Consider the following 13,029-nt stretch of genomic DNA (forward strand, 5'->3'; position numbering starts at 1 on the left):
CGGCAGTGGCTGACGGGTGCCTCACACAACCTCCCTGGTCGTGGCAGTGCTCGTGGTGGGCGGTGACCGACGGGCACGCTCGTGCCCACCGTCACAGCGTGCGGTGGGGCGTGACGGTAACCCAGCACCCTCGCCTGCCCACCCCCCGACGCCGAGCTGTGACCTGAGCGCGACCTCCGGGGACCCGCCGGCCGACGCCACACCCGTCCCACCCCGGCGCGTCGGAAGGGGCCGCGGGCCGCGCGGGGTGGACGATCCCGGCACCGTCCAGGGAGGGCTCCCGTGCCAGCAACCGGTCAGTGGTCCCGCGTCACGACGCGCACGGCGCGTCCCGACGACCTGTCCTCGGTCCTCGCGCTGGTGCGCCAGCACCGGGCCGAGGCGCACGCCGAGGGCGTCCTGACCGGGCAGACCCCGGGAGCGGCCGCCGCGGTGGGGTTCCGCCGGCTGCTGACCGACCCCGGTCACCGCGTGGTCCTCGCCGTCCTCCCGGGTGCCAACGCACCGGGTGCCGCCTCGGCCGGTGAGGTGGTCGTCGGTCTCGCCGTCCTGGGGCTGGACCCGCTGTCGACCGTGCTCGGCGTCCCGCAGGTCACCGTCGACAACCTGGTCGTCCACCGCGACCACCGGCGCCGGGGCGCGGGCACCGCGCTGCTGGCCGCCGCGGCGGCCTACGCCGGGGAGCTCGGCGCCCTGCACGTGGTCGCCGCGGTGGGCGGGCACGAGGCCGAGCGGCAGCGCTTCTTCGCGCGGATGGGCTTCGCGCCGCTGACCACCCGCCGGATCGTGCCGCGGGAGACGCTGGCCCGGGCCCTGGCGACCTGGCAGCGCGGCGGGCTGCCCCTGCCGCGCCGCCTGCCGCGGCGGCGTCCGCTGCCGCCCCGCCCGGTGCCCGTGGTCACCGCGGCCGCCGACGGGTGAGCTAGGCGGGGAGGATCGCGCAGGTCAGCCGGGCGGTGGCGGTGGTGCGGCCGGACTCGTCGGTCACCTGGACGAGGAACGTCGACAGCGTCCGCCCGATGCGCGCGGGGGTGCAGACGGCGGTGACCGTGCCCGAGGTGGCCGCGCGCAGGTAGCTCGCGTTGAGCTCCACGCCGACGGCCCGCCGCCCCGGCCCGGCGTTGATCAGCGCCGCCCAGGAGCCGATCGTCTCCACGAGCGAGCAGGTCGCGCCGCCGTGCAGCAGGCCGAAGGGCTGCTGGTTGCCCTCGACGGGCATCGTGGCCACCAGCCGGTCGGGGGCGAAGTCGACGATCTCGATGCCCAGCTTGTCGTCGAGGGGGCTGGCGGCGCTCGGCGGGAGCCAGTCCGGGGGAGGGGTGCTCACGTCGTGGCACGGTAGCCAGCCCGGTCCGCCGGGGCCGGGAACGTCGTGGCCCGCACCTAGGATCGACGGTGATGTCCGCTCCGGTTGCCACCCCCGCGCCCGCCGTCCAGCCCTCCTCGCCGGAGCAGCGGCCGCGGCTGCTGCTGCTCGACGGGCACTCGCTGGCCTACCGGGCCTTCTTCGCGCTCCCGGTCGAGAACTTCTCCACCACGACGGGCCAGCCGACCAACGCCGTCTACGGCTTCACCTCGATGCTGATCAACGTGCTGCGCGACGAGCAGCCCACGCACCTCGCGGTGGCCTTCGACGTCGGCCGGCAGACCTTCCGCAGCGAGATCTACGCCGAGTACAAGGCCAACCGCACCGAGAGCCCGACCGACTTCCGCGGCCAGGTGAGCCTCATCCAGGAGGTCCTGGCGGCGCTGCGGATCCCGGCGGTCACCGCGCCGGGTTACGAGGCCGACGACGTCATCGCCACGCTCACCGTGCAGGCCGTCGCCCAGGGCATGGACGTGCTCATCTGCACCGGCGACCGCGACGCGCTGCAGCTGGTCGGCGAGCACGTCACCGTCCTGTACCCGCGCAAGGGCGTCTCCGACCTGACCCGGTTCACGCCGGAGGAGGTCGAGGCCAAGTACGGGCTGACGCCGCAGCAGTACCCCGACTTCGCCGCGCTGCGGGGCGACCCGAGCGACAACCTGCCCAGCATCCCGAGTGTCGGGGAGAAGACCGCGGCCAAGTGGGTCCGCGAGTACGGCTCCCTCGACGAGCTGGTGGACCGGGTGGACACGGTCAAGGGCAAGGTCGGCGAGAAGCTGCGCGAGCACCTGTCCTCGGTGCTGCAGAACCGGCGGCTCACCGAGCTCGACCGCTCGGTGCCCCTCGACGTCGGCCCGCAGGACCTCGCGCTGCGCGCGTGGGACCGCAACGAGGTGCACACCCTCTTCGACAACCTGCAGTTCCGCGTGCTGCGCGACCGGCTGTTCGCCACGCTGAGCAGCGCCGAGCCGGAGGTCGAGGGCGGGTTCGACGTCACCGCCGACGACGTCCCCGCCGGCGGGCTGGGCGCCTGGCTCGACGCGCACGCGCGCACCGGCCGCACCGGGCTGGTCCTCCGCGGGACGTGGGGCCGGGGCACCGGCGAGCTGGCCGGCATCGCGCTGGCCGCCGCCGACGACCGCGCCGTCTTCGTCGACCTGGGCCCCGGCCTCGACCCCGCCGACGAGCAGGCGCTGGCCGGCTGGCTGGCCGACGCCGCCACCGAGAAGGTCGCCCACGACGTCAAGGGCCCGCTGCTGGCGGTGTGGGCCCGCGGCTGGGACCTGCAGGGCCTGGTCAGCGACACCGCGCTCGCGGCCTACCTCGCCACGCCCGGTCAGCGCTCGTTCGACCTCGCCGACCTGGCGGTGCGGTACCTGCGCCGCGAGCTCAAGGACGACGCGGCCCCCGAGGCGCAGCTGACCCTCGACGGCATGGGCCCGAGCGAGGCCGACCTGGCCGCGGAGGCCGCGCACGCCGACGTCCTCAAGGCCGTCGCGGTCAACGACCTCTCCGACGCCCTCGAGCAGGTGCTCGGCCAGAAGGGCGGGGACCACCTGCTCGACCAGCTCGAGCTGCCGCTGACCCGGGTGCTGGCCCGGATGGAGCAGCGCGGCATCGCCGTCGACATGGACCTGCTCACCGAGCTGCAGCGGGAGTTCGCCGACGGCGTCGCGGCCGCGGCCGCCGAGGCCTACGCCGTCATCGGCCGGGAGATCAACCTCGGCTCGCCCAAGCAGCTGCAGACCGTGCTGTTCGACGAGCTCGGCCTGCCCAAGACCAAGAAGATCAAGAGCGGGTACACCACCGACGCCGACGCGCTGACGTGGCTGCTGGCGCAGACCGGCCACCCCTTCCTCGAGCACCTGCTGCGCCACCGCGACGTCACCCGGCTGCGCACGGTCATCGACGGGCTGATCCCGATGGTCGACGACGGCGGGCGCATCCACACGACGTTCCAGCAGACCATCGCCGCCACCGGCCGGCTGTCCTCGATCGACCCGAACCTGCAGAACATCCCGATCCGCACCGCCGAGGGCCGCCGCATCCGGCAGGCGTTCGTCGTCGGGCCGGGCCACGAGTCGCTGATGACGGCCGACTACAGCCAGATCGAGATGCGGCTGATGGCGCACCTGTCGGAGGACGCCGGGCTGATCGAGGCGTTCACCTCGGGGGAGGACCTGCACTCCTTCGTCGCCTCGCGGGCCTACGACATCCCGATCGACCAGGTCGACCCGGAGATGCGCCGCCGGATCAAGGCGATGAGCTACGGCCTGGCCTACGGGTTGAGCGCCTACGGGCTCGCGCAGCAGCTGCGGATCACCCCGGAGGAGGCGCGCGGCCAGATGCACGCCTACTTCGAGCGCTTCGGCGGGATCCGCGACTACCTCGACGGCGTCGTCGAGGAGGCGCGGCTGCGCGGCTACACCGAGACCACGCTGGGCCGGCGGCGCTACCTGCCCGACCTGACCAGCGACAACGGGCAGCGGCGGCAGATGGCCGAGCGGATGGCGCTCAACGCGCCGATCCAGGGGTCGGCGGCCGACGTCATGAAGGTCGCCATGCTCGGCGTCGAGCGGGCGATCGAGGCCGAGGGCCTGTCCTCGCGGATGCTGCTGCAGGTGCACGACGAGCTCGTCCTCGAGGTGGCGCCGGGGGAGCGGGAGGCGCTGGAGGCGGTCGTCCGCCGGGAGATGGCCGGGGCGGCGCAGCTGTCGGTGCCGCTGGAGGTGTCGGTCGGCGTGGGCCACAGCTGGGACGCCGCCGCCCACTAGGAACGACCACCCCCCACGCCCCGCTCGCATGGGCGACGTGGAGCGCGGCACCGGGTCAGCGGGCGAGGGGTGTGACGACGTGGCCGCTGCCAGGCCGACGGGCTACGTGTCGGTGCTCCGCGTGCCCGGCGCGTTCGCGTTCAGTGCGTCGGCCACGCTGGTGCGGCTGGCGCAGGCGATGCTCGGCCTGGGGTCGGTGCTGCTGCTGGTGCAGCTCGGCCGGTCGTACGCCGTGGCGGGGCTGGTGGCCGGTGCGATCTCCGCCACGCAGGGCGTCGTCGGCCCGCAGGTCTCGCGCCTGGTCGACGTGCACGGGCAGCGAGCGGTCGTGCTGCCGCAGGTCCTCGTGCACGCCGCGGCCGTGAGCGGGCTGGTGGTGGCGAGCCTGGCCGGCGCGCCGACCTGGCTCCTGGCCGGTACGGCGCTGGTCGTGGGTGGCTCGTTGCCGCAGGCGGGCGCCCTCGCGCGAGCCCGGTGGACGGCGCTGCTGGACGACCCGTCGCAGCTGGAGCGTGCCCTGGCACTGGAGTCGCTGGTCGAGGAGGCGGTGTTCGTCGTCGGTCCGGTGCTGGTCACGCTCCTGGCGACCGCCGTCGCCCCGGCGGCCGGGCTGTTCACCGCGCTCGGGCTGGGCGTCGTGGGCACCGGGCTGTTCCTCGCGCAGCGCCGCACGGAACCGGCCCGTCACCTGCCCGGACCGGCCGGAACCGGTGAGCTCGGGGGGAACAGGGCGCCGGTCCGGCACGGCTCGGCACTGACCAGCGCCGGGCTGCTCCTGCTGGTCGGCACCTTCGCGGCGATCGGGGCGCTGTTCGGCTTCGTCGAGGTCGGGGTCGTCGCCCTGTCGAGCCGGCAGCAGGCGCCAGGAGCGGCCGGGACCATGCTCGGACTGTGGGCGGCCGGCAGCCTCGCGGCCGGCCTCCTGTACGGGGCCAGGGCGTGGCGGACCGCCCCGGCGACCCGGTTCCAGGTCAGCGCCGCTGCGATGGCCGCCGGCGCGGTCCTGGTCGCCGTCGCCGCGGGGTCGGGGTCGCTCCTGGCGACGACGGTGGCGCTGATCGCCGCCGGTACGGCGAACGCCCCGACCCTGATCACGGGCAACACGCTGGTACGGCTGGTCGTGCCGGCCCCGAACCTGACCGAGGCCTACACCTGGCTCGGCGTGAGCGTCTTCGCGGGCATCGCCCTCGGCTCGGCCGTCGGTGGCGCCCTGATCGACCACGGCGGTCCCGGTGCAGCCCTGTGGGCCTCGGCCGGCGCCGGCGTCCTCGTCGCCGGGTTGCCGCTGCTCGGGGGCCGCCACCTGGCCGCGCGCGGAGCGCGGGGCCCTGGAGGGTGGCCGTTCCGGTGGGTCACCCGCCGAACGGCGTCGTCGGGGCGGCGCCGATCGTGACCTCGGTGAGCACGCGGCCGGCGGCGTCGACGGTGCGCACCTCGCGCGCGCGGTCCGGCAGCAGCGCGGTCGCGCCGCCGTCGGTGAGCGGGAGGGTGGCCAGCACGGTGCCCCACCCGTCCAGGACGTCCGCGGCCACCGCCTCGGCCGGCGCGGTGACGACCAGCCAGCGGCCCTGGTCCGAGGGCTCGGTCTCCGGGGAGGAGAGGTCGCAGACCCGCGCCACGACCAGGCCGGCCACGTCGGTCGTCCCCGGTGGGGTGTCCACCCCGCACGGCACGGTGCGTCCTCCGCCGCCGGACCCGACCTGACCGGCCCGGGTGGTGACGACCAGGCCACCCTCCGGGCTGCGCGCCACGACGACGGCCACGCTCCCCGGCACGTCGTCCATCGGCAGGGCGCCCGCCCACAGCAGCCGCGGCTCGAGCGCGGCCGGCTCGGCGCCCAGCGGGACGGCGACCTCGGTGAGCGCCTCGGCGACCAGCCGCGGGACGGGTGGGGTGGCGGCCGGCCGCAGCGGCTCCAGCCGCGGCGGTTCGGCGGTCCCGGCCGGCAGCGCGGGCGCGGGCACCGCGGCGTGGTGCACCGGGTCCCCGTCGTGGAGCACCCGGACGCTGGTGCCCGCGCCGAGGGTTGTCGTGGGGACGGTGGTCACCGCGACGCCGTCGTCGGCCGGTACCGGCCGATAGGTCCGGCCGGGTGTGCCGCGCGGGCCGATCTCCAGCCGCGGCGACACCTCCACCTCGTCCCCGCGGGCGACCACGACCACGAGGGACGCCGGCCCCGGACCGCCGACGACCAGCGCGGCCGGCCGGTGCGGCTGCAGCGGCCCCGGCGCGTACGGGGTCAGCGCGTCCGCCGCCGCGCCCACGGGGCCGGTCAGCCACACGCCGCGGCCGTCGCCCTCGGCGGTCCCGGTCAGGAGCACCACCCGGCCGTGCGGGGTGTCGGTGGCGAGCACCACGCCGCGCTCCGCCGCCGGCGGCAGGTCCAGCGGGCCCCAGTCCACCCGCCGCACCGAGTCGAGGAAGGTGGTGTCGGCGGCGAGCGAGCCGCGGGTCGGCCCGGTGAGCACTGGGGCGGCGTCCGGGGCGGCGGAGCCGCGCTCCGCGCGGGGGGCGGCGGGACCGGGCGGGAGCACCTGGGGGACGGCGAGGGCCGCGGCGGCGAGGGCGGCGACGGCGGCCCCGGCGCGCCGCCTGCGGTGCCGGCGGGCGCGGGCCAGCGCGTTGGCGACGGCGGCGTCGGTGTCCAGCCGCCACCGCGGCGGCGGGCCGGGCGGGGCGACCGGGGGGTCGTCGAGCGACTCGACCACCTGCGCCGCGCCGCCCAGCAGGGCCCGCCGGCCGGCGGCGTCGGCCAGGGCGTCGGCCGCGGTCTCGGCGGGATCGGTGCCGCGGCGGCCCCACCGGACCCGGGTCGTGGCCAGCGCGGCCTGGACGGCGGCCTCGGCCCGGGCCGGGTCGCCGGTCAGCCGCAGCGCCTCGCGCAGGAGCCCGTCGCGCTCGGCGCCGACGAAGCGGCGGAAGGCCGCCTCGTCGCCCCCGGTCACCCGGCCAGTGTGCCCTCAGCGGCGGGCGGCGATGGCGTGCAGCTCGTGCACCGACTCGACGGTCGGTGCCCGGGTGAGCAGCCGCTCGAGGGCGCGCTCCTCGCGCAGGCGGGCCCGGAGTCGGCGGCGGTCGGCGAGAGTGGTGCGCAGTCGGGACACGGTGGGTTCCTCTCGGGTCAGGCGGCCGCGGGCAGCGGCGCGCCGGTCAGGGGGCTCCGCACGGCGTAGACGCCGTCGGCGGGGGTGAGCTCGGCGCCCGGCAGGAGCCGGCGGACCAGCCCGACCATGCGGTCGTTGTCGGCCTGGACGTCGGCGGTGAGGGTGCGGACGCCGCGCCGGGCGGCCAGCTCGGTGAGCTCGCCGAGCAGCTGGCGGCCGACGCCGACCCCCTGCCAGCCGTCCTCGACGACCACGGCGACGTCGGCGGTGGCGGGGTCGCCGGGGGAGCGGTCGTAGCGCGCGACCCCGACCACCTCGCCGCCGACGACCGCGACCAGTGCCTCGCGCAGGTCGTGGTCGACCTCCACGAGCCGCGCGGCGCCGAACGGCGGCCGGCGCAGCGGCGCGTGGAAGCGGCGGTAGATGGTCTCCGGCGAGAGCCGGTCCCACAGCCGGCAGAAGCGCGGGCCGTCGTCCGGTCGCACGGGCCTGGTGTCCACGGTCACGTCCATCCCGACCTCCTGGGTTCGTGAGATGAACTGTGCTCCTCCCGAGTGAGTTCGTCAAGCGAACTCAGCGCGGTATGCTGGCCCGGTGAGCGAAGCCCTGCTGGACCGGTCGCGGTGCTCCGTCGCGGGCACGCTGGCCGTCGTCGGTGAGAAGTGGAGCCTGCTGGTCCTGCGCGAGGCGTTCCTCGGCGTGCGCCGGTTCGCCGACTTCCAGCGGGTGCTCGGCGCGCCCCGGGCGGTGCTGACCGACCGGCTGAACACGCTGGTGGACGAGGGGATCCTGCGGCGGGTCCCGTACCAGGCGCAGGGGGAGCGGCAGCGGCACGAGTACCGGCTGACGCAGAAGGGCCTCGACCTCTACCCGGCCCTGGTGGCCCTCATGGAGTGGGGCGACCGGTACGTGGCCGGGGACGGCGAGGCGCCCCTGGAGCTGCGGCACCGCGACTGCGGCGAGCGGGTGCACCTGGACCTGGTCTGCGACAGCGGCCACACGCTCTCCGGCGCCCGGGACGTGCGGCCGGTGTCCGCCCCGGCCGGTGCGGCGCCCGCGGTCAGGAGCGGTGCGCGACCAGGATGAGCGTGCCGGGGACCAGTGCCCCGCGGGCGGGTGACCACTGACCCCACTCCTGCGTGCGCCCCGGCGTCCACTCCGGCTCCACCAGGTCGTCGAGGACCAGCCCGGCCCCGACGACGGCGCGTACCCAGTCGCCGACGGTGCGGTGGTGCTCGACGTAGACGGTGCGGCCCGCGCCGTCGGTCTCCACGTAGGGCCGGCGGTCGAAGTACGAGGACGTGATCCGCAGGTCACCCGGGTCGGGAGAGTCCGGCAGCGGCCAGCGGAACGGGTGGTTCACCGACGCGGCGAACCGCCCGCCCGGTCGGAGCACCCGCGCGACCTCCGCCAGCGCTCCCTCGACGTCGGCCACGAACGGCAGTCCGCCGAACGCCGAGCAGACGACGTCGAACGACGCCCCGGCCAGTGGTAGCGCGCCCGCGTCGGCCTGCACCAGCGGCACGGTCACGCCGGTGGACCGGCCCAGTTCCGCGGCGCGGGCGAGCATGCCCGCCGAGAGGTCCAGCGCGACGACGTCGGCCCCCGCCCGGCGCAGCCAGCGGGCGCAGGGCGCCGAGCCGCACCCGACCTCGAGCACCCGCTGCCCGGCGACGTCGCCGAGCAGGTGCGCGTCGGCCTCGCGCAGGCCCTCCGGGCACCACAGGAAGTCGACGTCGCCGAGGTCGGAGCCGTGCTCGGCGAGGTAGGCCGGCGCCGCGGCGTCCCACCAGCCGCGGTTGGCCCGCGCCGACTCGGCGGTGCCGGCCGGCCGGCGCTCGACCCCGCCCGCGGCGGGGTAGCCGTCGGGACCGAGGGGCAGGCTCATGACACGCCGATCGTGACACGCCGCGGGCGCCGGGCAGAGGTCGCCCACCCTGGTGGACCCGCGTGCGCCCGCGTCCGTACCATGGGAATGCGCCAGAGGTCTGTCAGTGCTGTACCCGCAAGGGATCGGCGCGCGCCGGCTCTCCCCGCTCCCGCGGTCACCCGGCCGCGGTACCCCCGTCCCTACGCATCCCCCGTCCGGAGCACTCGACCACATGACCTCCACCCAGGTCCGTCCCGACAGCACCCCCCAGATCGCGGTGAACGACATCGGCACCGCCGAGGACTTCCTCGCCGCGATCGACCAGACGATCAAGTACTTCAACGACGGCGACATCGTCGAAGGCGTCATCGTCAAGGTCGACCGGGACGAGGTGCTGCTGGACATCGGCTACAAGACCGAGGGCGTCATCCCCTCGCGCGAGCTGTCCATCAAGCACGACGTCGACCCCAACGAGGTCGTCAAGGTCGGCGACGAGGTGGAAGCCCTCGTCCTCCAGAAGGAGGACAAGGAAGGCCGCCTGATCCTGTCCAAGAAGCGCGCCCAGTACGAGCGCGCCTGGGGCACGATCGAGGCCAAGAAGGAAGCCGACGAGGTCGTCACCGGCACCGTCATCGAGGTCGTCAAGGGCGGTCTCATCCTCGACATCGGCCTGCGCGGGTTCCTCCCCGCCTCGCTGGTCGAGATGCGCCGCGTCCGCGACCTGCAGCCCTACGTGGGCCGCGAGCTCGAGGCCAAGATCATCGAGCTCGACAAGAACCGCAACAACGTCGTCCTGTCCCGCCGGCAGTGGCTGGAGCAGACGCAGTCCGAGGTCCGCAGCGAGTTCCTCAACAAGCTCGCCCGCGGCCAGGTGCGCACCGGCGTCGTCTCCTCGATCGTCAACTTCGGCGCGTTCGTCGACCTGGGCGGCGTGGACGGCCTCGTGCACGTCTCCGAGCTGTCCTGGAAGCACATCGACCACCCGTCCGAGGTCGTCGAGGTGGGCCAGGAGGTCACCGTCGAGGTCCTCGACGTCGACCTCGACCGCGAGCGGGTCTCCCTGTCGCTGAAGGCGACGCAGGAGGACCCGTGGCGTCAGTTCGCCCGCACCCACCAGATCGGCCAGGTCGTGCCGGGCAAGGTCACCAAGCTGGTGCCCTTCGGTGCGTTCGTCCGGGTCGACGAGGGCATCGAGGGCCTGGTGCACATCTCCGAGCTGGCCGAGCGCCACGTGGAGATCCCCGAGCAGGTCGTGCAGGTCGGCGACGAGCTCCTGGTCAAGGTCATCGACATCGACCTCGACCGGCGCCGCATCTCGCTGTCGCTCAAGCAGGCCAACGAGGGCGTCATCGGCGACGAGGAGCAGTTCGACCCCGCCGCCTACGGCATGGCCGCCTCGTACGACGAGCAGGGCAACTACATCTACCCCGAGGGCTTCGACCCGGAGACCGGCGAGTGGCTCGAGGGCTACGAGGAGGCCCGCGAGACCTGGGAGCGGCAGTACGCCGAGGCCCAGGCCCGCTTCGAGGCGCACCGCAAGCAGATCGCCGCGGCGCGCGAGGCCGACGCCGAGGCCGCGGCCGGCGGGAACTACTCCTCCGGTGGCGAGGCGCCGGCCAGCGACACCTCCGGTGGCACGCTGGCCAGCGACGAGGCGCTCGCCGCGCTGCGGGCCAAGCTCGCCGGCGGGGAGTGACCTGCTGACCGGCTGACGGTCCGAGACACGACAGAGGCCCAGGACCTGGTGGTCCTGGGCCTCTGTCGTGTCCGGGGCCGTGCGGTACGGCCGCGGGGGAGGGGGCCCGCCCGGCATCCCCGTCCGGGCGGGCCGGTCTCGTCGCCGGGTCCCGCCGCGCACCGGGCGGCCGCGGCGGGACCCGGCGAGAGGGGTCCTGGGGGCTAGAGGCTGAGGATGATGGCGAACGCCGAGCGGGGGCGGCCACCGGCGGCGGCCAGCGACTGCCAGGTGTGCCGGCCGGCCGGCGCGGCGTCGAGCAGCCAGCGCACGAAGGCGGTGCGCCGCGAGGGACGGACGGGGGCGGCGGTCGCGTGCGCCGCCAGCCTCTCGCGGACGGCGGGCAGGTCGGCGACCCGGATGCCGCCGGCACGCTCCACCCGGTGTCGACCGCGGGCGCGGGAGCCGGGGACGACCGTCGCGGTCGCGGGGCGGGTCTGCGACATCGTGGTGCCTGCCTCTCTCGGCTGCGTCCCCCTCCGTGGGTGACCGCCGGGGCGGACGTTATGAGGAGTGACGCGTGTGACTGGAGCGACGCGCCGGACCGGACGCCCGGGTGTTACCCGTCCGTGACCCCCGCCCGCGTGCTGGTTACCGTCCGTACGTGCTGCGGATCGGGTTGACCGGCGGGATCGGATCGGGGAAGAGCACGGTGGCGGCGCTGCTGGCCGCCCGCGGGGCGGTGGTCGTCGACGCCGACCGGATCGCGCGGGAGGTCGTCGAGCCCGGCACGCCGGGCCTGGCCGCGGTCGTCGACGCGTTCGGGCCGCAGGTGCTCACCGCCGACGGCGCGCTGGACCGGGCGGCGCTGGCCTCGATCGTCTTCCGCGACCCCGACGCTCGGGCCCGGCTCGACGGGATCGTCCACCCGCTGGTGCGGGCGCGGGCGCGGGAGGTCATCGCCCAGGCGCCACCGGACGCCGTCGTCGTCCAGGACGTGCCGCTGCTGGTGGAGACCGGCCAGGCCGGCCACCACGACCTGGTGCTGGTGGTCGAGGCCGACCTCGGGACCCGGGTGGCCCGCCTGGCCCTGCGCGGGCTGGGCGAGGACGACGCCCGGGCCCGCATCGCCGCGCAGGCCACCGACGAGCAGCGGCGGGCGGTAGCCGACGTCGTCCTGGACAACAGCGGCGCCCCCGAGGCGCTCGCCGACCAGGTGGAGCGGTTCTGGGCCGAGCGCGTCGCCCCGGCGGTGGGGGAGCGCGGCTGACGGCTCCGGGAACGACGGGAGCCCCGGACCGTGTGGTCCGGGGCTCCGGTGCTGGTGGGCGATACTGGGTTCGAACCAGTGACCTCTACCGTGTCAAGGTAGCGCTCTACCACTGAGCCAATCGCCCGAGTCCGGTCCTGCGACCGGCCCGCTCCACCGCGTCGGTGCGGAGGCGAGGTGGAGACGGGATTTGAACCCGTGTAGACGGCTTTGCAGGCCGTTGCCTCGCCTCTCGGCCACTCCACCGCACACACGAGCGCCGGTCTGGTGACCAGCGCTCGAGGTCTCGAGCGGACGACGGGATTCGAACCCGCGACCCTCACCTTGGCAAGGTGATGCTCTACCAGCTGAGCCACGTCCGCGTTGCTGTCGTGCAGGGAGAACCATACCCGACCCGGAGGCGGGCGTTCACGGGGGGTCCCCCCGGGGGGTCAGCGGGCCCCGGGATCGGCGCCGCCGCCGGAGAGCAGGACGGCCAGCTCCTCGTCGACGTCGAGCGCCGCGGTCTCCTGTCCCGACGGGACCAGTGTCTCGGTCTGCTGCAGGAAGGCGGCCACCGTCGCCCGCGACAGCTCGAAGAGCGCCTCCCCCGACGGGGCCCGCAGGTGCAGGTACAGCACGTCGCCGCTGGTGCGTGCCGGCCAGAGCCGCACGTCGCCGTCGCCGGCCGGGTGCTCGAGGCCCGCGGCGAGCAGCTCGCGGCCGAGCAGCCAGGTGATGCCGTCGTCGACCGGGTCACCCACGTCGCCGAAGCCGATGCGGACCGCGAACGGGTCGCTGACCTCGTAGGACAGGACCGCCGGCACCTCGGTCCACGAGCCGGGACCCACGAGGTGCAGCGTCGTCGGGACGGAGTACCCGGGGGAATCTCGGTGCGGCATGACCTCTCCAACGACCGGCACGCCTGGACGTTGCGCGTCCCGGCGCCCGGGCGTGTCGTCCGTCCGGGTGTTCTGTCACTACCCGACTC

At 75.4% G+C, this 13,029-nt stretch carries 13 protein-coding genes and 3 tRNA genes; 6 read left to right on the top strand and 10 right to left on the bottom strand.

From position 1 onward, the window contains the following. Positions 1-282: 282 nt before the first annotated feature. Positions 283-921 carry a GNAT family N-acetyltransferase gene (locus tag ACI79V_RS07810; protein ID WP_456888072.1) on the top strand — a complete coding sequence of 213 codons (639 nt, stop codon included), beginning with the start codon at positions 283-285 and terminating at the stop codon, positions 919-921. 1 nt (position 922) lies between these two features. On the opposite strand, the gene ACI79V_RS07815 is transcribed toward ACI79V_RS07810, so the two are convergent. Then, positions 923-1,327: a PaaI family thioesterase gene (locus ACI79V_RS07815; protein ID WP_456888074.1), complete on the bottom strand. Its 405-nt coding sequence runs from the start codon at positions 1,325-1,327 to the stop codon at positions 923-925. A 71-nt stretch (positions 1,328-1,398) separates the two neighbouring features. Here ACI79V_RS07815 and polA point away from each other — a divergent pair, with 71 nt between their 5' ends. Both polA and ACI79V_RS07825 read left to right on the top strand, forming a co-directional pair. Further along, on the top strand, positions 1,399-4,140 hold the full coding sequence (gene polA, locus ACI79V_RS07820; RefSeq protein ID WP_456888076.1) for a DNA polymerase I: 2,742 nt from the start codon (positions 1,399-1,401) through the stop codon (positions 4,138-4,140). Between the two features lie 79 nt (positions 4,141-4,219). Beyond that, positions 4,220-5,533, top strand: coding sequence for an MFS transporter (locus ACI79V_RS07825; RefSeq protein ID WP_456888078.1), 1,314 nt, complete (start codon positions 4,220-4,222; stop codon positions 5,531-5,533). Here ACI79V_RS07825 and ACI79V_RS07830 read toward each other — a convergent pair. Genes ACI79V_RS07830 through ACI79V_RS07840 form a run of 3 tightly spaced genes read right to left on the bottom strand, consistent with a single transcriptional unit; the run spans position 5,493 to position 7,756 of the window. Beyond that, positions 5,493-7,085: a hypothetical protein gene (locus tag ACI79V_RS07830; RefSeq protein ID WP_456888080.1), complete on the bottom strand. Its 1,593-nt coding sequence runs from the start codon at positions 7,083-7,085 to the stop codon at positions 5,493-5,495. The two genes, ACI79V_RS07825 and ACI79V_RS07830, sit on opposite strands and share 41 nt — an antisense overlap. A 15-nt stretch (positions 7,086-7,100) precedes the next feature. Next, positions 7,101-7,244: a hypothetical protein gene (locus ACI79V_RS07835; RefSeq protein WP_456888082.1), complete on the bottom strand. Its 144-nt coding sequence runs from the start codon at positions 7,242-7,244 to the stop codon at positions 7,101-7,103. Between the two features lie 17 nt (positions 7,245-7,261). Then, positions 7,262-7,756 carry an N-acetyltransferase family protein gene (locus ACI79V_RS07840; RefSeq protein WP_456888084.1) on the bottom strand — a complete coding sequence of 165 codons (495 nt, stop codon included), beginning with the start codon at positions 7,754-7,756 and terminating at the stop codon, positions 7,262-7,264. An 82-nt stretch (positions 7,757-7,838) separates the two neighbouring features. Here ACI79V_RS07840 and ACI79V_RS07845 point away from each other — a divergent pair, with 82 nt between their 5' ends. Continuing rightward, positions 7,839-8,330, top strand: coding sequence for a winged helix-turn-helix transcriptional regulator (locus tag ACI79V_RS07845; protein ID WP_456888085.1), 492 nt, complete (start codon positions 7,839-7,841; stop codon positions 8,328-8,330). On the opposite strand, the gene ACI79V_RS07850 is transcribed toward ACI79V_RS07845, so the two are convergent. Further along, positions 8,305-9,132 (bottom strand): class I SAM-dependent methyltransferase, encoded by an 828-nt coding sequence (locus ACI79V_RS07850; protein ID WP_456888087.1) that lies wholly within the window; start codon positions 9,130-9,132, stop codon positions 8,305-8,307. The genes ACI79V_RS07845 and ACI79V_RS07850 overlap by 26 nt on opposite strands. Positions 9,133-9,346: 214 nt before the next feature. Here ACI79V_RS07850 and rpsA point away from each other — a divergent pair, with 214 nt between their 5' ends. Further along, entirely contained in the window at positions 9,347-10,810 is a 1,464-nt protein-coding gene (gene rpsA, locus ACI79V_RS07855) for a 30S ribosomal protein S1 (RefSeq protein ID WP_456877109.1), read from the top strand. Positions 10,811-11,013: 203 nt separating this feature from the next. Here the strand turns inward: rpsA and ACI79V_RS07860 are convergent, their stop codons facing one another. Then, entirely contained in the window at positions 11,014-11,295 is a 282-nt protein-coding gene (locus tag ACI79V_RS07860; protein ID WP_456888089.1) for a hypothetical protein, read from the bottom strand. A gap of 158 nt (positions 11,296-11,453) precedes the next feature. Between ACI79V_RS07860 and coaE the strand changes: the two genes are divergently transcribed. Further along, positions 11,454-12,059 (top strand): dephospho-CoA kinase, encoded by a 606-nt coding sequence (gene coaE / locus ACI79V_RS07865; RefSeq protein ID WP_456888091.1) that lies wholly within the window; start codon positions 11,454-11,456, stop codon positions 12,057-12,059. Between the two features lie 52 nt (positions 12,060-12,111). Here coaE and ACI79V_RS07870 read toward each other — a convergent pair. The 4 genes from ACI79V_RS07870 to ACI79V_RS07885 all read right to left on the bottom strand — a co-directional run bounded on the left by ACI79V_RS07870 (position 12,112) and on the right by ACI79V_RS07885 (position 12,961). Next, positions 12,112-12,186, bottom strand: a tRNA-Val gene (locus tag ACI79V_RS07870). 48 nt (positions 12,187-12,234) lie between these two features. Further along, positions 12,235-12,305, bottom strand: a tRNA-Cys gene (locus ACI79V_RS07875). Between the two features lie 43 nt (positions 12,306-12,348). Beyond that, a tRNA-Gly gene (locus ACI79V_RS07880) sits at positions 12,349-12,421 on the bottom strand. A 69-nt stretch (positions 12,422-12,490) separates the two neighbouring features. After that, a complete protein-coding gene (locus ACI79V_RS07885; protein WP_456888094.1) occupies positions 12,491-12,961 on the bottom strand; it encodes an SsgA family sporulation/cell division regulator in 471 nt (156 codons plus the stop codon). Positions 12,962-13,029: the final 68 nt, after the last annotated feature.

The organism is Geodermatophilus sp. SYSU D00700 (assembly GCF_054050255.1).

What these genes read in the sequence shown, in the direction of transcription:
- polA (WP_456888076.1), top strand. Translation starts at nt 1,399, where the DNA reads ATGTCCGCTCCGGTTGCCACCCCCGCGCCCGCCGTCCAGCCCTCCTCG.
- ACI79V_RS07840 (WP_456888084.1), bottom strand. Translation starts at nt 7,756, where the DNA reads ATGGACGTGACCGTGGACACCAGGCCCGTGCGACCGGACGACGGCCCG.
- ACI79V_RS07850 (WP_456888087.1), bottom strand. Translation starts at nt 9,132, where the DNA reads ATGAGCCTGCCCCTCGGTCCCGACGGCTACCCCGCCGCGGGCGGGGTC.
- ACI79V_RS07860 (WP_456888089.1), bottom strand. Translation starts at nt 11,295, where the DNA reads ATGTCGCAGACCCGCCCCGCGACCGCGACGGTCGTCCCCGGCTCCCGC.
- rpsA (WP_456877109.1), top strand. Translation starts at nt 9,347, where the DNA reads ATGACCTCCACCCAGGTCCGTCCCGACAGCACCCCCCAGATCGCGGTG.